This is a genomic window from Hydrotalea lipotrueae, from assembly GCF_019249625.1.
Lineage (GTDB): Bacteria > Bacteroidota > Bacteroidia > Chitinophagales > Chitinophagaceae > Hydrotalea > Hydrotalea flava.
Window position 1 is genome coordinate 1 of sequence record NZ_JAESDL010000014.1, and the last position, 23,117, is coordinate 23,117.

Annotated in this window: 20 protein-coding genes; 11 read left to right on the forward strand and 9 right to left on the reverse strand. The window is 37.1% G+C overall.

Annotated features, from left to right (window positions below):
• Positions 1 to 251: 251 nt before the first annotated feature.
• Complete coding sequence (locus JK139_RS09325) at positions 252 to 1,421, reverse strand: hypothetical protein (protein ID WP_218331149.1); 1,170 nt, start codon at positions 1,419 to 1,421, stop codon at positions 252 to 254.
• Between the two features lie 45 nt (positions 1,422 to 1,466).
• Complete coding sequence (gene guaA, locus JK139_RS09330; protein ID WP_074419907.1) at positions 1,467 to 3,002, reverse strand: glutamine-hydrolyzing GMP synthase; 1,536 nt, start codon at positions 3,000 to 3,002, stop codon at positions 1,467 to 1,469.
• Between the two features lie 228 nt (positions 3,003 to 3,230).
• Between guaA and JK139_RS09335 the strand changes: the two genes are divergently transcribed.
• The 4 genes from JK139_RS09335 to JK139_RS09350 all read left to right on the forward strand — a co-directional run bounded on the left by JK139_RS09335 (position 3,231) and on the right by JK139_RS09350 (position 7,492).
• Positions 3,231 to 3,959, forward strand: a complete 729-nt coding sequence (locus JK139_RS09335) for a head GIN domain-containing protein (protein WP_218331150.1) — start codon at positions 3,231 to 3,233, stop codon at positions 3,957 to 3,959.
• Between the two features lie 102 nt (positions 3,960 to 4,061).
• A complete protein-coding gene (locus JK139_RS09340) occupies positions 4,062 to 5,069 on the forward strand; it encodes a S1 family peptidase (RefSeq protein ID WP_218331151.1) in 1,008 nt (335 codons plus the stop codon).
• Positions 5,070 to 5,428: 359 nt separating this feature from the next.
• The gene (locus JK139_RS09345) at positions 5,429 to 6,112 is read left to right on the forward strand and encodes a response regulator transcription factor (protein ID WP_068246664.1); all 684 of its coding nucleotides are present in this window, start codon (positions 5,429 to 5,431) and stop codon (positions 6,110 to 6,112) included.
• A 15-nt stretch (positions 6,113 to 6,127) separates the two neighbouring features.
• On the forward strand, positions 6,128 to 7,492 hold the full coding sequence (locus JK139_RS09350; RefSeq protein ID WP_218331152.1) for a HAMP domain-containing sensor histidine kinase: 1,365 nt from the start codon (positions 6,128 to 6,130) through the stop codon (positions 7,490 to 7,492).
• A gap of 86 nt (positions 7,493 to 7,578) precedes the next feature.
• Here JK139_RS09350 and rpsT read toward each other — a convergent pair whose 3' ends face one another.
• On the reverse strand, positions 7,579 to 7,836 hold the full coding sequence (gene rpsT / locus JK139_RS09355) for a 30S ribosomal protein S20 (protein ID WP_218331153.1): 258 nt from the start codon (positions 7,834 to 7,836) through the stop codon (positions 7,579 to 7,581).
• Between the two features lie 198 nt (positions 7,837 to 8,034).
• On the opposite strand from rpsT, the gene JK139_RS09360 reads away from it, so the two are divergent.
• The 3 genes from JK139_RS09360 to JK139_RS09370 all read left to right on the forward strand — a co-directional run bounded on the left by JK139_RS09360 (position 8,035) and on the right by JK139_RS09370 (position 13,485).
• Positions 8,035 to 10,776: a 2-oxoglutarate dehydrogenase E1 component gene (locus JK139_RS09360; RefSeq protein WP_218331154.1), complete on the forward strand. Its 2,742-nt coding sequence runs from the start codon at positions 8,035 to 8,037 to the stop codon at positions 10,774 to 10,776.
• A gap of 90 nt (positions 10,777 to 10,866) precedes the next feature.
• Entirely contained in the window at positions 10,867 to 12,099 is a 1,233-nt protein-coding gene (gene odhB, locus JK139_RS09365) for a 2-oxoglutarate dehydrogenase complex dihydrolipoyllysine-residue succinyltransferase (protein WP_218331155.1), read from the forward strand.
• A gap of 201 nt (positions 12,100 to 12,300) precedes the next feature.
• On the forward strand, positions 12,301 to 13,485 hold the full coding sequence (locus JK139_RS09370) for an RsmB/NOP family class I SAM-dependent RNA methyltransferase (RefSeq protein WP_218331156.1): 1,185 nt from the start codon (positions 12,301 to 12,303) through the stop codon (positions 13,483 to 13,485).
• A 16-nt stretch (positions 13,486 to 13,501) separates the two neighbouring features.
• On the opposite strand, the gene mnmA is transcribed toward JK139_RS09370, so the two are convergent.
• From mnmA to JK139_RS09385, 3 genes are all read right to left on the reverse strand, one after another.
• Positions 13,502 to 14,605: a tRNA 2-thiouridine(34) synthase MnmA gene (gene mnmA, locus JK139_RS09375; RefSeq protein WP_218331157.1), complete on the reverse strand. Its 1,104-nt coding sequence runs from the start codon at positions 14,603 to 14,605 to the stop codon at positions 13,502 to 13,504.
• 211 nt (positions 14,606 to 14,816) lie between these two features.
• Positions 14,817 to 14,987: a hypothetical protein gene (locus JK139_RS09380; protein ID WP_218331158.1), complete on the reverse strand. Its 171-nt coding sequence runs from the start codon at positions 14,985 to 14,987 to the stop codon at positions 14,817 to 14,819.
• A 50-nt stretch (positions 14,988 to 15,037) separates the two neighbouring features.
• Positions 15,038 to 15,256, reverse strand: a complete 219-nt coding sequence (locus tag JK139_RS09385; RefSeq protein WP_218331159.1) for a hypothetical protein — start codon at positions 15,254 to 15,256, stop codon at positions 15,038 to 15,040.
• 178 nt (positions 15,257 to 15,434) lie between these two features.
• Between JK139_RS09385 and JK139_RS09390 the strand changes: the two genes are divergently transcribed.
• From JK139_RS09390 to JK139_RS09400, 3 genes are all read left to right on the forward strand, one after another.
• Entirely contained in the window at positions 15,435 to 15,875 is a 441-nt protein-coding gene (locus tag JK139_RS09390; RefSeq protein WP_068246641.1) for a single-stranded DNA-binding protein, read from the forward strand.
• 164 nt (positions 15,876 to 16,039) lie between these two features.
• The gene (locus JK139_RS09395; protein WP_218331160.1) at positions 16,040 to 17,110 is read left to right on the forward strand and encodes an Ldh family oxidoreductase; all 1,071 of its coding nucleotides are present in this window, start codon (positions 16,040 to 16,042) and stop codon (positions 17,108 to 17,110) included.
• An 83-nt stretch (positions 17,111 to 17,193) separates the two neighbouring features.
• On the forward strand, positions 17,194 to 18,108 hold the full coding sequence (locus tag JK139_RS09400; protein ID WP_228733187.1) for a chitinase: 915 nt from the start codon (positions 17,194 to 17,196) through the stop codon (positions 18,106 to 18,108).
• Between the two features lies 1 nt (position 18,109).
• Here the strand turns inward: JK139_RS09400 and JK139_RS09405 are convergent, their stop codons facing one another.
• Positions 18,110 to 18,484: a DoxX family protein gene (locus JK139_RS09405; protein ID WP_074421302.1), complete on the reverse strand. Its 375-nt coding sequence runs from the start codon at positions 18,482 to 18,484 to the stop codon at positions 18,110 to 18,112.
• Positions 18,485 to 18,670: 186 nt separating this feature from the next.
• Here JK139_RS09405 and JK139_RS09410 point away from each other — a divergent pair, with 186 nt between their 5' ends.
• Positions 18,671 to 19,993: an aspartate kinase gene (locus JK139_RS09410; protein ID WP_218331161.1), complete on the forward strand. Its 1,323-nt coding sequence runs from the start codon at positions 18,671 to 18,673 to the stop codon at positions 19,991 to 19,993.
• Between the two features lie 76 nt (positions 19,994 to 20,069).
• Here JK139_RS09410 and queA read toward each other — a convergent pair whose 3' ends face one another.
• Positions 20,070 to 21,119, reverse strand: coding sequence for a tRNA preQ1(34) S-adenosylmethionine ribosyltransferase-isomerase QueA (gene queA / locus JK139_RS09415; protein WP_068246625.1), 1,050 nt, complete (start codon positions 21,117 to 21,119; stop codon positions 20,070 to 20,072).
• Positions 21,120 to 21,267: 148 nt separating this feature from the next.
• Positions 21,268 to 23,025 carry a dipeptide ABC transporter ATP-binding protein gene (locus JK139_RS09420; protein ID WP_228733188.1) on the reverse strand — a complete coding sequence of 586 codons (1,758 nt, stop codon included), beginning with the start codon at positions 23,023 to 23,025 and terminating at the stop codon, positions 21,268 to 21,270.
• Positions 23,026 to 23,117 lie beyond the last annotated feature (92 nt).

A 23,117-nucleotide genomic window follows, 5' to 3' on the forward strand; every position in this document is an offset into this window, starting at 1 on the left:
CAACCTTTTTTATCCGCATTTGTTCATAAACTATTGATCCCATTGTGTTCTATTCGTTTTTGAGGAACGACTAATTAGTATACCGAAAAAATTAAAACAATTTGTAGTGCCATGAAAGTTGATACATGCACCAGGTAGTTATATTGTATTTAAATGCCTTAATTGGCAGATGCAAGATTGGTATTGTCCAAAACTTACTTTTTTAAGATGGTGAAAGGTTTGCTCTCAGAAATGTAAGCCAATTTCTGCAATTAGTTAACAGACTTTACCACTCCTCCGATTTTTTTAAAAAAATAGAGCTTTTGATTTTCCTGATAGTTGATAATTCCTAGGTTTTTTTGATCTCTTACTGGCTGAATTTTAAACGTATTAAACAATGTAAAGTGGTTGTCGGACAAATGATTGATGGCATCTGCACCATATTGTTGCCAAACTTTAATGAAATGAAAAACGGTTTCATAGCCCTTCAGCATCATATCACTGGGATAGCTGTTTAGTTGTTGTTTGTATTTATCGGCAATACTATTATAAAGTGCAGTAGTTCGGTTACAGTAAAATGGGGTAGTATATACAATACTGGCATTGTTAAACATGGGTTGGTCTAAGCCCGGCATGGCATCCCAGGTGGGCATTCCTACAACCAGCGATGGATAATTTTTTGCATCGCTGGCTGCTTTAATTAATTGTAATGCAAAACCATCATTTAATGAACCACAAATTAAAATATTTTGTCGTGTACTATCCATATAAGGTGTAATCTGCTTAACCGAAAATGTGTCGGGTAATTGTACCGTTAAATATTTTAATGGAATACTATACGTAATATGACTCATTTGGGTAAATATGGACTGAATAATTTCAGCGGGCCTCCCTTTTCGTGTAAATAATATAATTTTATCAAATGCATGATTGCGTTGCAGGTATTTGTAAATTTCTCTGCAATGTGTTTGTATCGTAGAGTTTAATATGATAAAGAAGGAATTGTTGATAATACCTGCGTTGTTTGGATAAGTTGCTGATATTAGCGGAATTTGATGTAATAGAGCAAAATTGGCTAATTTTTTTAAATCATCTCTGTCATTACTTGAAGTAATGATAAAATTAACATCCTGTATATCATTACTGTTCAATATACTATCTATAGGTTGGCGTTGGCTTTTGGTATCATATACAGATACAACAGCCTGTACACCTTGTTTTTGCAGAGAATCTATGGCCGCTATTGCGCCGTTATAGAATTCTAAACCCGGTAGTATTTGTTTGGGCAAATTAGCATTACCTAACTGATAGGTATTGCAATTGAAGGCAGAATCGATATATAATGGTGAGAAGATGGCAACTTTTATAGGTATTACCTGTGCATAACATGTAGTAAATACCATCAGCAGACTCACTAAAGCCAATCGGAGTTTTAATTTCATGAAAGTAATTTAATGTTCAAAACCTTGGTATTGATGAAACAAAAATCATTCCCATTCAATGGTAGCAGGTGGTTTGCTACTAATATCGTATACCACCCGGTTAATTCCTTTTACCTGATTAATGATTGCATTGGAAACATTGGCTAAAAACTCATAAGGTAAATGTGCCCAATCTGCCGTCATTCCATCTACACTGGTTACTGCTCTCAATGCAACCGTAAATTCATAAGTGCGTTCATCACCCATCACACCCACACTTTTTACGGGTAATAATATAGCACCGGCCTGCCAAATACTATGATACAAATTGGCAGTTCGAAGTGAATCAATAAAAATAGCATCGGTTTCCTGTAATAATTTTACTTTTTCTTCTGTTACTTCTCCTAAAATACGGATGGCCAAACCGGGTCCGGGAAAAGGATGCCTGCTAATCAATTCAGTTGGTATACCTAATTCAATACCTACTTTTCTTACTTCATCTTTAAATAAAAAACGTAATGGCTCTACCAATTCCAATTTCATGTAATCCGGCAATCCACCTACGTTATGATGGGATTTAATGGTTTGCGATGGGCCATGCACACTTACACTTTCTATTACGTCAGGATAAATGGTACCCTGACCAAGCATACTGATATCGTTCATATGCTTTGCTTCGCGATCAAATATTTCAATAAATGTATTGCCGATAATTTTTCTTTTTTCTTCCGGATCCGTTTTTCCTGCCAGTTTGGTATAAAAATGTTCTTTGGCATCAATGCCTTTAACGTTAAGTTGCAATAAGCGATAAGTATCGAGCACCTGTTCATATTCATTTTTTCTTAATACACCATTGTCAACAAATAAGCAATATAAATTGGCTCCAATGGCTTTGCTGATTAAAGTGGCAGCAACAGTACTGTCTACACCACCACTTAAGGCCATAATTACTTTTTTATCACCAATTTTTTCTTTCAGCGCTGCAACTGTTTCATAAATAAAATTGGCCGGTGTCCAGTTTTGGCTGCAGCCACAAATATTCACCAAAAAATTCTTGATAATAGTTTTCCCTTCTGTAGAGTGGTATACTTCCGGATGAAATTGCAGCCCATACAAACCTTTATGTGAAGTACTGTGGTGTTTAAAAGCTGCAACCGGAATACTTTCTGTTGTTGCTAAAATTTCAAAATTACCGGGTAGTTGTTGAATGGAGTCGCTATGGCTCATCCACACCTGCGATTGTGGGGGTACATTTTCGAAAAGCGCATCGTTTTTTTGTAATAATAACGTAGCCCGTCCATATTCTCTTTTATTGCTTTTATTTACAATGCCGCCATACGTTTTTGCAGTTAATTGCGCACCATAACAAATTCCTAAAACAGGTAAGGCTTCATTATAGCTTGCAATAGGTACAATAGGTGCATTTGTATCGTTCACGCTAAAAGGTGAACCACTTAAAATAACACCTTTAATACCATCGGTTAATGAAAACGGTTGGTGATAGGGTATAATTTCGCAATAAACATTGGCTTCTCTTACCGCCCTTGCTATGAGTTGGGTGTACTGGCTCCCAAAATCGAGAATGATGATCTTTTCTGTCATTCGGCGAAGGTAACCTAAAATTGAGTTTTTCAAAATGGCATACACCTGTTTTATTACTGAATGTTACTCATCTGGTTTATTTTCCTTTCTTCCTGCTGTAGCTCCGTTTTTATTTTTTTTGTTGGTTTACCCTGTTATTTAACTTTACTTTAATGCTCCGGCAGTATTGCAAACAATTATTGCGATTGGTTAGGTTTAAAAATATTGTTCAACTTTTATTACTATTACATGTATCTAAAATCATTGGCGGTTATCATTGGTAGCCTTGTATTATTTTCTTCCTGCAATTTCTGGTTCGATCAGAAAATTACGGGAAACGGAATTGTGACTACCCAACAGCGTACCATTCCATCCGTAAAAACCATTAAATCGATGGGCGATTTTAATGTAACCGTTACACAGGATTTACCCGTTGGATTAACCATTCAGGCCGATGAAAATGTGTTGCCTTATATTACTACCCGTGTAAATGGAGATGGTACTTTAGAAATATGTGTTAAAAATCATTATCGTATTGATACCAGGAAAAGAGTTCAAATAAAAGTAAAGGTTGAAAATTTGGAAGGGGTGTATATAGCGGGTTCCGGCAATATTACCGGTATTGGAAAATTTAGCGGCGGCAATGAATTGCATGCCGAAATTGCAGGTAGCGGTAATATTAATTTATCGGTAAATACACCAAAAGTAATTTCAAAAATTGCTGGGACCGGAAATATTAGCTTAAATGGCGAAACCAAAGATGAAAATATATCCATTGCAGGAAATGGAGATGTGAAATGTGCGAACCTGAAAGCAGAAAATGTAAAAATTAAAATAGCCGGTAGCGGCAATGTACACGTATTTGCAGATAACCAGCTCGATATTTCCATTGCAGGCAGTGGTACTGTTTATTATGCAGGAAAAGCTGCCCTGTCACAATACATTGCTGGAAGTGGAAACATCAAAAAACTAGAATAATATTATTTTCAACCATACTTATTAAAATTAATATAAATACAATTCTATGGAAAATAAACGTGTTAGCGGCTATGTCCAAACCAACCTCTACAATTAACCTACATGAGATATTTGTTAATCGCTGCATTTTTACCCATCAGTACAATTGTCCAAGCTCAAAAATTTGGAGAAAAAGAAGCGATTATCAATAAATGGACAAAAGCAACAGTAAATGTGCTTTGCTACACAAAAACAGAAAGAGATAATTTATTGTTGCTTGACAGCTTCTTAACGATTGGACAAATCGATTCTAATAACCATTCTTATTATGTAAATCAAATTATACTTTCTGCCAGTTGTGGTACAGCGATTTGGTTTACCTATCAAAAACATAATTTCCTACTCTCAGCTAGGCATGTATTTGAAGATACAACTATTGGACAGGGCAGTTGCTTCAACGAAATACATATTGTCGAAAATGACACTCTTCATTCAATAGACTTAAATAGTTTTGAGTTAAGACCTCACAGAACTATTATAGGCGAAATCGGTAGTCCATCAGAGATAGTATTTGTAAATAATACTAAGCTGTTTACATTTTCTTCAAAAGAGAATGATATGGCTGTTGTTAATCTTGACTCGTCATATTATTCTTATGGACTATTCAAATTTTTAAAAATAAGTGGTTACGAGCCAGTAGACATAAAAGATATTGACACGCTTTTTCATGTTAAAAATCAAGAACCAGTTATTGCGATAGGATACCCAAATGAATCAATTACCAAAGTAAAAAATCAAAAAGAGTTACCAACAAAATTTGCCTTATTTACAAGTCCAATTTTTACTATACCGATTGTAACAAATGGTACAGTATTCGATAACGGTGCTACAACAGATAGCTTTGAAGTTAACATCTTTACTTATCATGGGTTTTCTGGAGGTCCAATTATTAATAACAAAGGAAAATTAATTGGTATTACACATGGTTACACAATCCCTAAAAAAAATAATTTGAAAGGTAACTATTATGAATATCATGGAGAATTTAAGAAAACCACTTTATTAATGCCATTGCTTCACAACCTTTTAAGACAAATTCAGTCTCAGCAAATGCAATTAGAACATTTTTAAATTTAAAGAGACAAAACACAGCCGCTAACAAAAGTATCCATTGTACCTAATACAACCCTGAGGATAGATAATATGGTAGTTGATTAATTTTCTTTTGAAAGAGAAAGATTGATAAAGATTATCAACCTTTCCCCTTCGCAAGTTTTTTTCCTATTTCAAATTTAATAATTTTTTTAAGTCAACATACTTCAGCATCCATTGAGTTATCAACCGCAATTTTCCAGCCAATTTTATTTCTGTTTTGAAAGTAAAAAAGGAAAATTTTCAGGATTATACTCTAAAAATTACACAATAAGCATGATTTGTGATGTGGTGGAAAAGTTTTTTCATTACTTTGCTGTGTTAATACATCAATTCTAATGGAAAAAAACTACAGAATACTTTTAGCAGAAGATGAACCCAAGTTGGGGCAGGTTATTCAGGAAGAGTTAACAAGACTCGATTATCGGGTTGATTTGGCCTATGATGGCCTGGTAGCCGAAAAGCTTTTTGCCGAACATAACTATGCCTTGATATTGTTAGATATCAATCTGCCCTACAAAAACGGTTTTGCCCTTTGCAAACAATTTAGGGAAACCAATAACAAAGTACCCATCATTATGTTAACAGCATTAGGCGAAATTCAGGATAAGATGGATGCATTTAACTTAGGCGCCGATGATTATATTGTAAAACCATTTCATTTTGATGAATTAAATGCCCGAATTAAAGTTGCTCTGAAACATGCTGAAACTACGGAAGAAGTATTTGAAAATATTGAAGTGGGCGATTTAACCATAGATTTTTCTACTAAAATGGTTACCCGTGCCGGAACTGAAATACCATTAACTGCCAAAGAATTTTCTTTATTGGCTTTGCTGGCACGCAACAGAGGAAAAGTTATTTCCAAGCAACAAATTCTGGAAAAAGTGTGGGATCTGAGTTTTGATACCGGAACCAATACAATAGAGGTGTATATTAGTTTCCTTCGCAACAAAATTGATAAGCCCTTTAATGATAAACTGATTCATACCAAGCCGGGATTTGGTTATTACATCAAATAAAAATCCGGTTGCCTTATGAGTTTAAGACTTCGCTTTGCCCTACTTTTTACCATTTTTGTAGCGATTGTTTTACTCATTTCATCCGTTACCATTTACATACTTTACTTTAATTATCGACAAGCCGACTTTTATGAGCTGGTGAAAAGTGAAGGGTTAGAATTCTACGATTTTGTAACCAAAATAGCTACTCCAAAAAATAAAATTTCCTCTAAAAATGTGCAAATGCTGCACGAAACTATTCTTTGGGATGAAACTTTGCTGCTTATTGATTCTACCGGAAAAGTTATCGATAAAATTCCTGATACACTTTCATATTCAATTAAACCGGCCTTTTTAAACCACATCAAAAAAATAGGCGAACATCGATACTTAGATAACCAACGGCAGTATGTTGCCATGTACATACCCCAAACGCACCATTATATCATTGCATCGGGGGTTGATGTGGTAGGTATGAATAAATTAGCCGATTTACGTATTATTTTAACAATGGTATTTTTAGGCGGACTGCTGATTACCGCTTTATTTTCATTCTTTTTCGTAAATGGCACTTTAAAACCCCTGCGTTTGCTAAGTACACAAATGAAGTATACTACAGAACAAAATTTAAACAAACGCCTTCCTGAACGAAAAACACATGATGAACTTTGGCAAATTGCCCAAAATTTTAATGAAATGCTTAGCAGGCTGAACAAAGCCTTCGAAAACCAAAAAAGCTTTGTACACCATGCATCACATGAACTGCGTACACCCATGGCCAGCATGCTGTCTCAAACTGAATCGGCTCTAAATAAAAAATTAACAGAGCAGGAATATGTGCTGGTATTGCAATCATTAAAAGAGGATGAGCTGAATCTTATTGAATTGACCAATGCTTTGCTCTTGTTATCACAATACGAGAAAATGAACGAAAGTACCCAATGGCCCAAAATAAGAATAGATGAACTGATTTATGAAACCATGGCCAATGTACAAAAAATGATTCCGGATGACACAGTGCTTTTTCAATTTTCTTCATTACCGGATGATGAAGAAGACATTATGGTGCAGGGCAATGATGCACTGTTAAAAGTGGCGATGATAAATCTAATAAAAAATGGAATCAACTATTCAAATGACAGAAAAGTGCTGATAACCATTGTTCCGGAAAAATCAGTAATGAAAATTCAATTTGAAAATAGTGGTACTGTATTAACCGAGGCTGAAAGTAACAATATGATGGTTCCATTTTTCAGAGGTGCCAATGTACAAAAAGTGAAAGGTTATGGACTAGGTTTGTCTATTGTTCAGCGAATTTTACAATTACATCAGGGAAGTTTGTTGTATACTGCTGTTAACAATTCTATTAATCGGTTTACCATTGTACTGCCCAAAGCTTAAATAGTATAGCCCCCTGTTTATCAGGAGGCTATATATGTTATTTAAATATTTACATCAAATATAGAAACAAGACAAAGAGTACTATACTATGCAGTAGCCGTTGTTTTTTTCTTTGATAACTTACTTTTTAAATTAGCCGCTTTATTTTTATGGATAATTCCCCTTTTCGCTAACTTATCAATCATTGAAATTACATCGGATAATTTACCTGTATAATCAGCTTCTTCGTTGGTAGCTTTTAAAGCACGGATGGCATTACGTGTGGTTTTACCGTAATACTTATTTCTTTCTCTGCGTTTGGCGGCTTGCCTGGTATCTTTTTTTGTAGCTTTATGATTTGCCATTGTATCCTTTTTTAAGGACGGCAAAGTTAAGGGCATTCGGGGAAAATTAAAAATTTAAATCAAAAAAATAATTTTTTGCACCAAAATGCAATGGGTATTATTAAATTATCTGTAAATCTATTCATTTATTCAGCTGATTTCTTAATGCAATGTACGATATTTGCACACCATTAAATTGCAAGCACAATCTCGCACAAAATGAAGGATTTTTCATACATCACCAACTCGCATCCGGCATATATAGAAAGTTTATATCAGGAATTTGTAAAAAACCCTGACAATATAGATCCGGACCTTAGAAAATTTTTTGAAGGATTTGATTTCGCCATTAGTAACTCAACCGGGTTACCTGCAATTGCAGTAACCACCAACTTACCCAGTAATATTGACTGGATGAAGGAAGTGAATGTGTACCGCATGATTCTGGGCTATAGAAACAAAGGGCATCTCATTGCCAATACCAACCCTATCAGACCAAGAAAAGACAGAGGCGCTAATTTAGAACTGGCGCATTACCATTTATCCAATGCCGATTTAGACCAAACCTTTCAGGTGGGAAATTTAATTGGTTTAGGCGCATCTACTTTACGAAATATTTTACAACACCTGCAGTTGTGTTATGCCAACCATGTGGGTATTGAATTTAAATACATCAGCGATCAGAAAAAAGTAGACTGGTTAACCAAGGCCATTGAAAAAGAATTTTTTGAACCGCTGCCATTGGCCAAAAAACAACGCATTCTTGAAAAACTGAATCAGGGTGTAATTTTTGAAAAGTTTTTACACACCAAATATGTTGGACAAAAACGATTTTCATTAGAAGGCGGTGAAACTACCATTGCAGCTTTGGATGCCATCATCAATACAGCCGCCAATCATGATGTTCATGAAGTGGTAATTGGCATGGCCCATCGCGGCAGACTGAATGTACTGGCCAATATTATGGGTAAAACCTATGAGCAAATTTTCAGCGAATTTGAAGGAACCGCCAAAGTAGACCAAACCATGGGCAGTGGCGATGTAAAATATCACCTGGGTTTTGGCAGTGAGGTAAAAACCTTAGATGATAAAACTATTCATTTAAAATTAATGCCCAACCCATCCCATCTGGAGGCAGTAGACCCTGTTGTAGTAGGTTTTTCCAGAGCCAAAGCAGATGTGTTGTATAAAAGTAATTATGACAAAATTTTACCCATATTAATACATGGCGATGCTTCAGTAGCAGGGCAGGGTATTATTTATGAAGTATTGCAAATGTGCAACCTGAAAGGTTATTATACAGGTGGCACTCTTCATTTTGTGATCAATAACCAAATTGGGTTTACGACCGATTTTGATGATGCTCGGAGTGCCGATTATGCCACCTCCGTTGCAGCAATGGTGCAGGCGCCGGTATTGCATGTGAATGGAGATGATGCCGAAGCCGTGGTAAAATGTGTTGAAATAGCCACCCGGTATCGTCAAGAATTTAATTCCGATATTTTTATTGATATGGTATGCTATCGCCGGCATGGACACAATGAAGGCGATGACCCCAAATACACCCAGCCTCAATTGTACAAATTGATCGATCAGCATCCTAATCCGCGGGAAGTGTATGTGCAATATCTAATGCAACACGGTGAACCCGATGCGCAGCAGTTAGCCAAAGAAATGGAGAAAAAGTTCTGGGACGATTTACAGGAAAGATTGGATGAAGTAAAACAAAAGCCATTACCATACACCTACCAATTACCTGAATTGGCCTGGAAAAGTTTACGAAAGGCTACACCTGATGATTTTATACAATCGCCTGAAACAGGAATTCCCGAGGCAGAAGTACGCAGGCTTTTTAAAGGCATTATGACTTGGCCTGATGATTTTAAGCCATTGAAAAAAATAGAAAAGCTATTACAGGAAAAAATTAAATTATTAGAAACCGAAGATAAAATTGACTGGGCTACAGCCGAATTATTGGCCTATGCAAGTATTATTGTAGAAAATAAAATTGTGCGGATGAGTGGGCAGGATGTGAAGCGGGGCACCTTTTCGCACCGACATGCCGTTCTTAGGGATGAAGAAACCAACCGGGGCTATAACCGATTAAAACATTTACAAGCGCATCAGGAAAAATTCCGCATTTACAATTCTTTATTAAGTGAATATGGTGTACTGGGCTTTGAATACGGTTATGCATTGGCGAATCCGGATGCATTGGTAATATGGGAAGCACAGTTTGGAGATTTTAGCAACGGTGCACAAACCATGATTGATCAGTTTATAGCCGGTGGCGAACAAAAATGGAATAGAATGAATGGGTTGGTGATGTTACTGCCACATGGATATGAAGGGCAGGGCCCCGAACACAGCAGTGCCAGAATGGAACGGTTTTTACAAATGTGTGCCGAATTAAATATGATTATTACCAACGTTACATCGGCTGCTAATTTTTTCCATCTATTACGCAGGCAAATTGCATTCCCATTTAGAAAGCCGTTGATAAATTTTTCACCCAAAGCTTATTTGCGTTATCCCGGAACGTATTCTCATATTTCTGAATTTACAGCAGGAGGCTTTAAAGAAGTAATTGACGACACATTAGTGTCACAACCCGATAGCGTTAAGAAAGTTTTATTTTGTTCAGGTAAATTGTATTTTGAACTGGCTGAACGGCAGAAAAAAGACAATGCAACACATATTGCCATTATTCGGTTAGAGCAGATATATCCATTGCCACACCGGCAATTAGAGGCTTTGTATAAAAAATACGGCAAAGCAACATGGTTTTGGGTACAGGAAGAACCCCTCAACATGGGTGCAGCTTCATTTTTGAAAATGAATTTAACACAATTGAATTTTGGAATTATCAGCAGGCATGCCAGTGCAGCTACTGCTACGGGTTATTCAAAAATTCATACACAGGAACAGGCGGAAATTATTGATACTGCATTTGCTATTTGATGCACAGGATTACAATTGTACAAGTGTGCGACGCAACAGATGCTGCACATGGTGATAAAGCTGATAACAAAAACATATTAAGTATATTTTATGATAGATATTAAAGTACCTACCGTTGGAGAATCAATCAGTGAAGTAACTTTACTGAAATGGCTGAAAAAAGATGGCGCTTATGTTGAACGCGATGAGGTGATTGCTGAATTAGAAAGCGAAAAAGCAACCTTTGAAGTAAATGCAGAAAAAGCCGGCATTTTAAAAACTCTGGCCAATGAAGGCGATACCATTTTAATTGGTGCAGTATTGGCACAAATAGATGAAACAGCTGAAAAGCCTGCTGCCATTGCTGAAACTGAGAAAAAAGAATCAGTGAGCACAGAAACACCGAAAGCCCCTGCTGCACCGGCGCAGTTACCGGTAACAGCTATTCCGAATAACGTAAAGGCTACTCCCGTTGCCAGCGCAATCATTGCCGATAAAAATATGAATCCAACCCATATTAAACCTTCCGGTTTTGGAGGCAAAATTGTTAAAAATGATGTATTGGAAGCTTTATCCAACCCCGGCAAAAAAGCATTTGCGGGTGCAGAATTATTTTCACGTGTGGTGCGAAAAGAAAAAATGAGTAACCTGCGTAAAACCATTAGTCGCCGATTGGTTGAAGCGAAAAATACAACGGCTATGCTAACTACTTTTAATGAAGTAGATATGAGCCGTATTATGGATGTGCGTAAACAATACAAAGATAAGTTCAAAGAAAACCACGGTGTAAACCTTGGATTTATGAGCTTTTTTGCCAAAGCCTGTGCCATTGCGTTAAGTGAATGGCCTGCCGTAAATGCTTTTATTGATGGCGATGAATTGGTGTATCACGATTATGCCGATATTAGCATTGCAGTAAGTACACCACGCGGATTAACAGTACCGGTTATCAGGAATGTTGAAAGCCTGAGTATGGCTGAAATTGAGAAAAAAGTAGTTGAATTGGCAGGTAAGGCACGTGATAGCAAATTAACTGCAGAAGAATTACAGGGTGGCACATTTACCATTACCAACGGTGGTGTATTTGGCAGCTTAATGAGTACACCCATCATCAATATTCCCCAAAGTGCCATTCTGGGTATGCATAAAATTCAGGAGCGGCCCATGGCTATTGATGGAAAGGTTGAAATACGCCCCATGATGTATTTGGCCTTAAGCTACGATCATCGCGTAATTGATGGCCGGGAAAGCGTAAGTTTTTTAGTGAGGATAAAAGAATTATTGGAAAACCCTGAACTGCTGTTGTTTGGAAAAGATCCCGTAAAAACATTGTTAGAGTTATAAAAAAGAAGTTCTTTAATAAGTAAAAGGAAGTCTCAAAAGTAAAATGAAGCGTTTGAGAATGGCTTAAATGAAAACTTTCTCCACCCCCCCCACCGAATAAAAAGAGGCTGACTCGGACTTTTGAGACAGCCTCTTTTGTTTTTTTAATAGCTTTATTATGTTTGATGAATGTTACATGTTCGTTTATGCTTATAAAAAATTATGCGCTACCAATCTTATTTCAATACTGCTTTATTCATTATTCAGCAATACAAAGGTGAAATGCCTTTGGCACATTTTATCAAACAATATTTTGCCCAACATAAAAAACATGGTAGTAAAGACAGGAAAATAATTACCAATGCCTGTTATGCTTACTTTAGGTTGGGTAAGGCTTTATCTGAAGTAGCTGTAGATATAAGATTGAAAGCTGCTTTATACTTATTATTGGAAGAACCCGGTGTATGGGAGATAGTTTTTGAACCGTTATGGTTAAAGGATTGGCCTGCTGAATGGCAACAAAGGTGGTATGTATTGCAGCAAAGATTTTCTGGTTTAAAATATGAGGATATTTTTCCTTTTAAAAATGAGGTGAGTGAACAATTGGATATAGTAGCTTTTACTCAATCTTTTTTTACTCAGCCTGATGTATTTATTCGTATTCGTCCGGGTGAGAAAGAAAATATAGTGAATCGATTCAATGAGGCCGGTATTCCGTTTCAACAATTAAGCCATCAAACCATTGCTGTAAAAGCAGGCACTAAAATAGATCACCTTTTTAATATAGATGCAGCACTGGTTATACAGGATTTTAGTTCGCAACGCATCGCTGAATTTTTGCAGTTGATTCAGTGGAATAATACAATACCATTGGTATGGGATTGCTGCGCAGCCAGTGGAGGCAAATCTATTCTGGCTAAAGATATATGGGGTAACATACAATTAACTGTGAGTGATGTTAGGGAAAGTATTTTGCACAATCTATCAAAACGATTTCAGACGGCTAACATAAGCAATTACACAGCCATAGTGGCAGATTTATCACAGCCACTACCCAAATCATTATTGCAACGCTATTTTGATGTGGTTATTGCCGATGTGCCTTGCACAGGAAGCGGCACTTGGAGCCGCACACCTGAACAATTGTTCTTTTTTTCTGCTGCACAGATAAACACTTATAGTTGGTTGCAAAGGGCAATTGTGCAACAGGCAATTCCTCAAATAAAACCGGATGGTTACTTCATATATATTACCTGTTCTGTTTTTAAACAGGAAAATCAGGAAATGGTGGCATACATTATTAATGCTTATGGTTTGGTATTGATAAAGGAAGAACTTTTAATGGGGTATCACCAAAAAGCCGATACGATGTTTGCTGCATTATTTCAAAAGCCCAAACAGACTTAGCTCATAAAAAATGGTGTTATACCAAATTGCTACGCATAATGGTACCACCACCAATTACATCATTGCCTTCATAAAACACAGCACTTTGTCCTGGTGCAATACCCTTCACGTGTTCCAAAAATTGTACTTCTATTCCATTTTCATGCATTTGTAATCTGCTGAAAGCGCCTTTATCTTTGTACCTGATTTTAGTGGTTGCTTCCATGCCATTAGTTATGCCTGCATATTTAATATAATTTAAACGGGTAACTACCATGTTGTTTTGTTCCAGATCTTTTTCATCGCCCAATACCACAGTGTTCGTTTCGGGGTGAATGGCTGTTACAAAAGCAGGTTTACCCAAAGCAATATCCAATCCTTTTCTTTGGCCAATGGTATAAAAAGGGTAGCCCTTGTGTTGTCCTAATTTTTTTCCGGTTTTATCTACAAACCATCCGCCATTTACCCGCTCTTCCAGGCCGGCTACTTTATTTTTTAAAAAACCGCGGTAGTCATTATCCGGCACAAAACAAATTTCATAGCTCTCGCTTTTTTTGGCCAGTTCAGGATATCCAAAATCATGCGCCATTTGTCTGATCTCGGTTTTCTGATATCCACCTAATGGCAAAATAGTTCTGCTAAGTAAATCCTGTTGCAGCCCCCATAAAACATAGCTTTGATCTTTGGTTTCGTCTTTTCCTTTACAAATTACATAACGGTTATTGGTATGTTGATATATAGAAGCATAATGCCCTGTAGCAATAAAATCGCAATTCAATGCATCGGCACGCTTTAGCAGGGCTCTCCATTTTATATGTGTATTACACATAACACAAGGGTTAGGGGTACGGCCGGCAATATATTCTTCAACAAAGTTTTCAATTACAAAATCTCCAAATTCATCACGTATATCCAATATAAAATGAGGAAATCCATGTTGAACGGCAGCCTGTCGTGCATCATTAAATGAGTCTAAATTACAGCAACCGGTTTCTTTACTGCTGCTGCCGCTACTGGCATAATCCCAGGTTTTCATGGTAATGCCTACTACTTCATAACCTTGTTCATGTAGCATTAATGCGGTTACAGTACTATCCACTCCACCACTCATTGCCACCAATACTTTTCCGTTTCTGCTCATTATTTTTTTTGATTTTTAACGTGCAAAGATACATTTTACAGATTATTTATTGCCGTTAGGAGGGATTGTAATTTGCGATGAAAGGAATTTTTAGCTGTTTTTATGTTGTAAATACTACAAAAGCCTATGCCCTGTATAATTTTATTTGTTTTTTATTTCAACAGACATGTAATACCCTTTTTTTGTTTAAATCCGGGAATAGCCTGTTTTATTAAAAGTTGATAGCTTTTAAAATGTATTTACCCGAAGGGCCACTGTATTCAAAATGGCAAAATTGAAGCACATCTCTGCCTAAAATACCCTGGTACGGCGTTTGTTGAAAATTGCCTTCTACAATATCTAAGGGAAGCCCCTTTTGTAAAAAAATAGGCAGATAAAGCACACATCGGTATTTCTTTAATTGCACTAAGCCACCGGCTCCTTCTACCTGCGCTAATGCTGTGTATTCGGGTAGTTGCAGTAATTGATTAAATTTTTATCTAATCCCGAAATACTGGCTCCTGTATCAATCAACAATCTGGCTTTTTTGTACAATGAAGGATGTTGTTTGTTTTTATTATATAAGAATGTATGCTCATTTGTATGAATTTCTGCCAAAATAATGGGCCCGTTTTCATTTAGTTCTTCTATAATAAATTGTTGTTGCTGCATTGGGATGTTTTATAACCAAAAGCTACTAATTTATTCGAAATCACCATATGTGTTTTTTGTTTATCTTTTTTTGAAAATTCCCTACACAAATTTTTAAAAGAACTGTTTTTGGCTTTGTTTTTTTTACTAATTTTCCATTTTACGCTTTTATTTTATTCAATGCCCAAAATTTAGAGATATGATTAAACTTCAGGTGATTGGAAATCTTGGTAAAGATGCCGTAGTAAACAATGTAAATGGCCGTAATGTCATTAATTTTTCAGTGGCACATACCGAGCGTTATAAAGATGCACAAGGCGCCCAGAAAGAACGAACAACCTGGGTAGAGTGTGCTTATTGGACCGACAGGACAGCTATTGCCCCTTATTTAAAAAAAGGCACCCAGGTGTATGTGGAAGGCCAGCCCGATGTTAGAACTTATGCAACACAAGATGGCAGACAGGGTGCTTCTTTATCGCTGCGTATTGCCAGTGTTCAGTTATTGGGCAGCAGGCAGGAAGGTGGTACGGGTGGAAATAATCCTTCCGGGAATGCATCGGGTGGTGCTTATCAGTCAACTCATACATCTGTAGAGCAAGCCTCTGATGCTCCGGATACCGGTGATGATTTGCCATTCTAAAATACAATATAATTTTTGTTTCAGCCGGGTACCTCAATGCCCGGCTTTTTCATATCGCTTTTAAATGCGGTATGCATACTATTTTAAAACATATTACCGTATTGCTAACAATTATTACTGAATGGTTTTAATAAATTGCAACTTTTTCATCCTTATTTATCGCTATGTTGTACTCCTATTCTACACTTTTTAAATTTACCAAAAACACATTCTTACAAATGGGCTGCTCTGAAACAGATGCACAAACTGCTACTACTGTTTTGCTTTCAGCCGATGTAAGGGGTATTGACAGTCATGGTGTTGCCCGCCTAAGTGGTTATGTGCGTTTATGGGAAGCAGGCCGTATCAATACAAAACCCCATATTAAAATAATACATGAAACTCCTTCAACGGCAGTGGTAGATGGTGATGCCGGATTGGGCCTGATAGTTGCTCCTTTTGCCATGAATATTGCCATACAAAAGGCCCAACAATGTGGCACCGGTTGGGTAAGTGTACAAAATAGTAACCACTTCGGTATTGCCGGTTATCATGCCATGATGGCTTTACAGCAAGATATGATTGGTATTGCCATGACCAACGCCAGTGCGTTGGTAGCACCTACATTTTCTGTTGAAAAAATGATAGGTACTAACCCAATAGCAGTGGCCATACCGGCCGGGCAACAGCCACCCTTTGTGGCTGATTTTGCCACTACAACCGCATCGAATGGGAAATTGGAAATTTTGCAACGGAAAAATGAAGCTGCACCGTTAGGATGGGTGCAAAATGAAACAGGAATGCCTACTCAGGATGCCGCCATTTTAAAAAAAGGTGGTGCCATGCTGCCATTGGGCAGTGATAGGGAACATGGCAGCCACAAAGGTTATGCTTTGGGAAGTATAGTAGATATTTTTTCAGCAGTTTTAAGTGGTGCGGCTTATGGTCCATGGGTGCCCCCATTTCCTGCCTATGTACCCATGCCTGAAGATATGCCGGGAAAAGGCCTGGGGCATTTTTTAGGAGCAATGCGTATTGATGCATTTAGACCAGTCAATGAATTTAAACAGCACATGGATCATTGGATTGAACGTTTTCGCAATGCTAAAACCGTAAATGGACAGGATAAAGTTTTAATTCCCGGCGATCCGGAACGGGAAATGGAAAAAATAAGGATGGAAACAGGCATACCATTATTGGCACCTGTTGTGAACGATTTAAAAATGATTGCAGAAAAATTTGAACTGGTTTGGTAGAGGTAAAAAGTGAAATTTTCTTTCTAACACAAACATGGCAGCGAATTTGTATGGCAGTTACAACTGTGTTGAAATATTATTGTATGAAGATAAAGCTGAACAAAATTTGGATGATATTGCTAACGATAATCATGACTTTTTCATTTATGTCATGGATATCTTCCCGCAGTCAATCAAAGTTGCCCGGCCCAATTGTAACAGATAGTTTGGCCGTACAAAAAAGAGTATTATCGTATTTAAATCAACAAAAGTGGAATGAATTGTTCCCGCATCGGTATGGCATTCAGTCGGCAAATTCAAAAAATGGTTTATCTGATTTTTATTCATTTGATGCTTTTTTGAATGCCGTAAAATTTTTCCCCGAATTTTTAGATGTAAAAGATAAAGTATTACAAAAACGAGAACTGGCTGCATTTTTAGCCAATATGGCTTATGAAACAGGTGGGGGATGGCCCGATTCCCCAGATGGATATTTTAAATGGGGACTACATTTTGTGGAAGAACAGGGTTGTACAAAAGGATGCCCACAGTATACCGATACTTCTAAAAAAGACTGGATGCCGGTAGTCGACAAGTCTTACCATGGCCGGGGTCCTTTACAACTCAGCTGGAATTATAATTACGGACAATTCAGTCAATTTTTTTACGGCAATAAAGATAGTTTGTTACTACATCCTGAAATAGTGGCTGAGAATTCATTGGTTTCATTTGCTTCTGCATTATGGTTTTGGATGCATGCGCAAAAGCCCAAACCTTCCTGCCATGCAATTATGGCTGGCAGCTGGAAGCCCAATGGTTATGATAGTGTACGCAATATTTTGCCGGGTTTTGGTGCTGTTGTCAACATCATTAACGGAGGTATAGAATGCGGTACCGGCAAACCCGATGGCACTTATAGCCGTGTAGGATACTATCAGTATTTTTGTAATTATTTTAAAGTAAGTACGGGGACAGATAGCAGTTGTATAGAACAAAAGCCATTCAACAGTATAAATTAACCTATCGGGTAAAAGTATACGCCCAGTAAATCAATACAAACTGCAACAAAGTTCTAATAAATGCCAGTTGTTTGGTGATGGTAAATTTTCCCATTTTAAAAGGAGCCAGTTGTTGCATGTGAATGTGTACCGGGAAAAAACTAGTAAGCATAGCCATAATAATCCATGCAGCCCAATAACGCGTTTCATCAAAATATAATGCTATGCCCAGTGTAATTTCTGCAATACCAGCCGCGATATTCAAGAATTTTTTAGCAGGAAAATAAAATGGCATTATTTTGATATATATTCTAGGCTGGAGAAAATGATTGATGCCCGCAGCCACATATAGTACTGTCATTGACCAAAGTGAAACTGTATTGAAATTGGCTTGCATCTGCTTCAGGATTTTTGTGTATAATTATAATAAAACCTACAAACGTTTGTTCTTAAAAAAGAATAGTAGTATATCAGTTACGGCTATTACTTTTGCAAACAATTTAGTGAAAAGTGATGAAACACTTTAATGCTTTAATTCATTTAAAATAAAATATTTCATACAGTTAAAATTTGATAGGCATATATGAAAGTAATGAAATTCGGAGGCACCAGTGTAGGAAAACCGGAAAGAATGCATCAGGTAGCCCAACTGATTACAAAAGACAATGAACCGGTAATTATAGTACTGAGTGCACTCAGTGGCACTACTAATGCCTTAGTTGAAATTAGTAACCATTTGGCAGAAAGTAACAAAGATGAGGCACGTGTATGTATTCAAAAATTAGAAGCGCATTATCAATCATTCATTCTTTCACTTTTAAAACAACCCGAATTTTTAGCAAAAGCCAAGGCAATTGTAGCTGAGCATTTTGAATTTCTGAATATCATTACACGGATATCATTTAGTGAGGCATTAAATAAAGATATTTTAGCACAAGGTGAATTGATGAGTACACGGTTGTTTTCAGTGTATTTGGAAGAACAAGATATTGATCATGTATTATTACCTGCATTAGAGTTTATGCGGATAGATGCTAATGAAGAACCCAATTTACCTGTAATTAAAACCAGGATAGAGGCTTTACTGAAACAAAATTCCGATAAAAAATTATTTATTACCCAGGGGTATATTTGTAGAAATGCTCGTGGCGAGGTAGATAATTTGAAAAGAGGTGGAAGCGATTATACTGCATCACTGATTGCAGCAGCAGTGAATGCCAGTGTTTGTGAAATATGGACAGATATTGACGGTATGCACAATAATGACCCCCGTGTTGTAAATAAAACCATTGCTATTGAGCAATTAAGTTTCGATGAAGCAGCTGAGCTGGCCTACTTTGGTGCAAAAATTTTGCATCCTACCTGTATTTGGCCTGCACAACAGCAAAATGTTCCGGTTAAGTTACTGAATACCATGGAACCCACTGCAAAAGGCACTACCATTATGCATGAAGCGGGCAGTGTTGGGGTAAAAGCCATTGCAGCAAAAGATGGTATTTTTGCCATAAAAATTCGAAGCAGCCGCATGTTACTGGCTTATGGTTTTTTACGTAAAGTATTTGAGGTGTTTGAAAAGTACAAAACTTCTATTGATATGATTACCACTTCTGAAGTGGCTGTTTCTGTTACAATTGATAATCCTGTTTTTTTAAATGAAATCATCCGTGAATTAGAACCATTTGGTGTTGTTGAAACCGATACAGAACAAACCATTATTTCCATTGTAGGTAATCAGATTGCCGAAACCAAAGAAGTGCTGATGAAGTTGTTTGATGCCATACATGATATCCCTGTACGGATGGTAAGTTATGGTGGTAGTCCGCACAATATTTCGCTTCTGGTACCTTCTGCCTATAAAAAAGAAACCCTTCAATTATTGAACAAGGGTTTATTTGGCCTGGAATAATTACATATAAACATATATAAAGACTGCAATTTTTTCAAGCTGCAGTCTTTTTTAGTTTTAGATTTTGTTGTGATGCTTAAATAATCAGTAAAGCATCACCATAGCTGAAGAAACGATATTTATCTTTTATTGCTTTTTTATAAGCCTCCATGGTTAAGTCATAACCCGCAAATGCACAAGTCATAATTAACAAACTAGTTTTGGGTAAATGAAAATTGGTTACCAAACTGTCTGCCACACTAAATTCATAGGGAGGATGTATAAAATGATTGGTCCAACCTTCACTGGGCTTTAATAGTTTTTGTGCAGTAAAACTACTTTCCATAGCACGCATGGTAGTGGTACCAATTGAGCAGATGCGATGGCCGGTTTGTTTGGCCGTATTCACAATGCGGCAGGCTTCTTCTGTAATTTGATAATATTCTGCATCCATTTTGTGTTTACTTAAATCTTCTACTTCAATGGGCCTAAAAGTACCTAAGCCGGTATGCAGTGTAACCTCCGCAAAACGGATACCTTGAATTTCGCAGCGTTTAATTAACTCTTTACTAAAATGCAGACCTGCAGTGGGGGCTGCTACAGCACCTTCATATTTTGCATAAACGGTTTGGTAGCGCTCTTTATCTTCTTCATCGGGTTTGCGTTTAATGTATTTGGGTAAGGGTGTTTCACCGAGTGTTTCCAGCATTTCTTTAAAACTGGCGTCATCTCCTTCCCACAAAAAACGAATGGTACGGCCACGGCTGGTGGTGTTATCAATTACTTCTGCCACCAATTCTTCATTATCACCAAAATATAATTTATTACCTACTCTTATTTTGCGGGCCGGGTCTACAATAACATCCCATAAACGGTTGGGTTTATTGAGTTCTCTTAAAAGGAAAACTTCAATTTTGGCACCTGTTTTTTCTTTTCTACCATACATTCTTGCCGGAAAAACCTTGGTGTTATTGACAACAAATACATCTTTGTCGTCGAAATATTCCAATATATCCCTAAAATGTTTGTTTTCCATGTTGCCGGTTTTACGGTCAACCACCATCATTCGGCTGTCTTCTCTTCTTTTTGTGGGATTTTGGGCAATGAGGTTTAAAGGTAAATCGAATCGAAATTGAGATAGTTTCATGTGTCTAATCTTTTTTTTGAAATGATAGCCACATTCAGTTTGCCGCCGCCTTACGGGGCGACTCGCTTCATGTTACGGCATGAATTTTTTTGAAGGGTGCAAAGTTAAGCTTATTCGCTGTACTTACAAAGTAAATCATGCAAATATATTACAGCATGGCATTGATTAGGGTTTGGGTATAAGCGCTTGTTGGATGATGGAAAATTTGTTCTGTAGTACCTATTTCTTCTATTCTGCCTTTATTCATTACCATTATTCTGTCGCTGATATATTTTACAACACCCATGTCGTGCGAAATAAATATGCCTGTAAAATTGAATTCATTTTTTAAATCATTGATTAAATTTAAAATCTGTGCCTGCACACTTACATCTAAAGCAGCTACACTCTCATCGAAAATAATGAGGCTTGGATGTACTGCCAAAGCTCGTGCAATCACCACTCTTTGTCTTTGACCGCCACTGAGTTCTTTAGGATAACGGCTATAATAATTGGGATTGAGTTTTACTTTCTCCAGCAAAGCCAACACATGTTCTTTCTTTTCAGATGGCGTTGCAAACAACCCGTGTACTTTCATTGGTTCGACAATGGTTTCTCCAATGGTTTGGCGGCTGTTTAATGAGGTATAAGGGTCCTGAAAAACCATTTGTATTTCTTTGCGCCAGTGCTTGTTTTTAGAAGATAGGGCAGATAAATTCATTCCATTAAAATAAATGGAACCATTTTCAACAGGTATAATTTGCATGATGGCTTTTGCCAATGTGCTTTTGCCACATCCACTTTCACCTGCCACACCCAAAATTTCACCTGTATACACTTCAAAATGAATATTGTGCAATATGTTTTGGAAGGCAATTGGGGTGCCTGCCATATTTCTTTTAATAGGAAAACGAATATTCAGCTGTTGTACCCGCAAAATTGGGGTTTTACTGATAGGTGCAATTGTTGATGTATATTTTAAAGCCGGTGAATGGTATGTTTTTGCAATGATACTCCCGTCTATTAATTCTTCCATTAAATCCTGAACCAGCGGTAAATGTTGCCCATGAAGGTACATGGATGGGCGGCAGGCTAACAAGGCTTTTGTATAAGGATGCGAAGGATGACTAAAAATAATATCACTGGTATTGCTTTCAACAATTTTTCCTTTATACATCACCATTACTTTTTGTGCGTATTTTTTCACTACCCCTAAATCGTGGCTAATGAACAGGAGTGCCATTTGATGGGTTATTTGTAGTTGCTGTAATAAATCGAGCAAAATTTTTTGAACGGTAGCATCCAGAGCTGTGATAGGTTCATCGCAGATCAACAGGTCGGGCTGGCAACTCATGGCCATAGCAATCATCACTCTTTGTTTTTGGCCGCCACTTAGTTCATGTGGGTATTTATAAAATAAACGTTCCGGATCGGGTAATTGGACCTGTTGAAATAAGGCCAGCGCTTTTTGTTTAGCTGCTTTTTTTCCCATTGACAAATGAGCTTTTATAGCTTCTGTTACCTGCCTGCCACAAGTCATGATGGGATTCAGCGATGACATGGGTTCTTGAAAAATCATGGCGATTTTTTGACCTCTGATGTTGCGTATTTGTTGCATTCCGGTAGTAAGCAAATCAATCGTTTCTTCCTTGTTATTGTAAACAATACTTCCGTTTTTGTAAAAAGCAGGAGGGCTTGCAATTAAACGTAGTACTGACAGGGCGGTAACAGATTTGCCACTACCGCTTTCTCCCACAATGGCCACCCATTCGCCCCGCGATATTGTGAACTGAATGTTTTCAATAGCAGTGGTAATGTTTTTATTTTGAACAAAATCAACTGATAGTTGATTGATTTCTAACAAAGGTTTAGACATAGTGCTAATTAAACCATTTTTCTGCATAGAATCTCTAATAATTTCAAACATTGTTTAAATGTTGTTTAACAATTGCATCACTGGTTAATCTTTGCGTAAATTTTATAACATGTATGCATTTCATGGCATACAATGCCCTAATT

Bases quoted from the DNA above. Each gene is read 5' to 3' on its own strand.
- JK139_RS09325 (WP_218331149.1), bottom strand. From the start codon at position 1,421: ATGAAATTAAAACTCCGATTGGCTTTAGTGAGTCTGCTGATGGTATTT.
- guaA (WP_074419907.1), bottom strand. From the start codon at position 3,002: ATGACAGAAAAGATCATCATTCTCGATTTTGGGAGCCAGTACACCCAA.
- JK139_RS09335 (WP_218331150.1), top strand. From the start codon at position 3,231: ATGTATCTAAAATCATTGGCGGTTATCATTGGTAGCCTTGTATTATTT.
- JK139_RS09340 (WP_218331151.1), top strand. From the start codon at position 4,062: ATGAGATATTTGTTAATCGCTGCATTTTTACCCATCAGTACAATTGTC.
- JK139_RS09345 (WP_068246664.1), top strand. From the start codon at position 5,429: ATGGAAAAAAACTACAGAATACTTTTAGCAGAAGATGAACCCAAGTTG.
- JK139_RS09350 (WP_218331152.1), top strand. From the start codon at position 6,128: ATGAGTTTAAGACTTCGCTTTGCCCTACTTTTTACCATTTTTGTAGCG.
- rpsT (WP_218331153.1), bottom strand. From the start codon at position 7,836: ATGGCAAATCATAAAGCTACAAAAAAAGATACCAGGCAAGCCGCCAAA.
- JK139_RS09360 (WP_218331154.1), top strand. From the start codon at position 8,035: ATGAAGGATTTTTCATACATCACCAACTCGCATCCGGCATATATAGAA.
- odhB (WP_218331155.1), top strand. From the start codon at position 10,867: ATGATAGATATTAAAGTACCTACCGTTGGAGAATCAATCAGTGAAGTA.
- JK139_RS09370 (WP_218331156.1), top strand. From the start codon at position 12,301: ATGCGCTACCAATCTTATTTCAATACTGCTTTATTCATTATTCAGCAA.
- mnmA (WP_218331157.1), bottom strand. From the start codon at position 14,605: ATGAGCAGAAACGGAAAAGTATTGGTGGCAATGAGTGGTGGAGTGGAT.
- JK139_RS09385 (WP_218331159.1), bottom strand. From the start codon at position 15,256: ATGCAGCAACAACAATTTATTATAGAAGAACTAAATGAAAACGGGCCC.
- JK139_RS09390 (WP_068246641.1), top strand. From the start codon at position 15,435: ATGATTAAACTTCAGGTGATTGGAAATCTTGGTAAAGATGCCGTAGTA.
- JK139_RS09395 (WP_218331160.1), top strand. From the start codon at position 16,040: ATGTTGTACTCCTATTCTACACTTTTTAAATTTACCAAAAACACATTC.
- JK139_RS09400 (WP_228733187.1), top strand. From the start codon at position 17,194: ATGAAGATAAAGCTGAACAAAATTTGGATGATATTGCTAACGATAATC.
- JK139_RS09405 (WP_074421302.1), bottom strand. From the start codon at position 18,484: ATGCAAGCCAATTTCAATACAGTTTCACTTTGGTCAATGACAGTACTA.
- JK139_RS09410 (WP_218331161.1), top strand. From the start codon at position 18,671: ATGAAAGTAATGAAATTCGGAGGCACCAGTGTAGGAAAACCGGAAAGA.
- queA (WP_068246625.1), bottom strand. From the start codon at position 21,119: ATGAAACTATCTCAATTTCGATTCGATTTACCTTTAAACCTCATTGCC.
- JK139_RS09420 (WP_228733188.1), bottom strand. From the start codon at position 23,025: ATGTTTGAAATTATTAGAGATTCTATGCAGAAAAATGGTTTAATTAGC.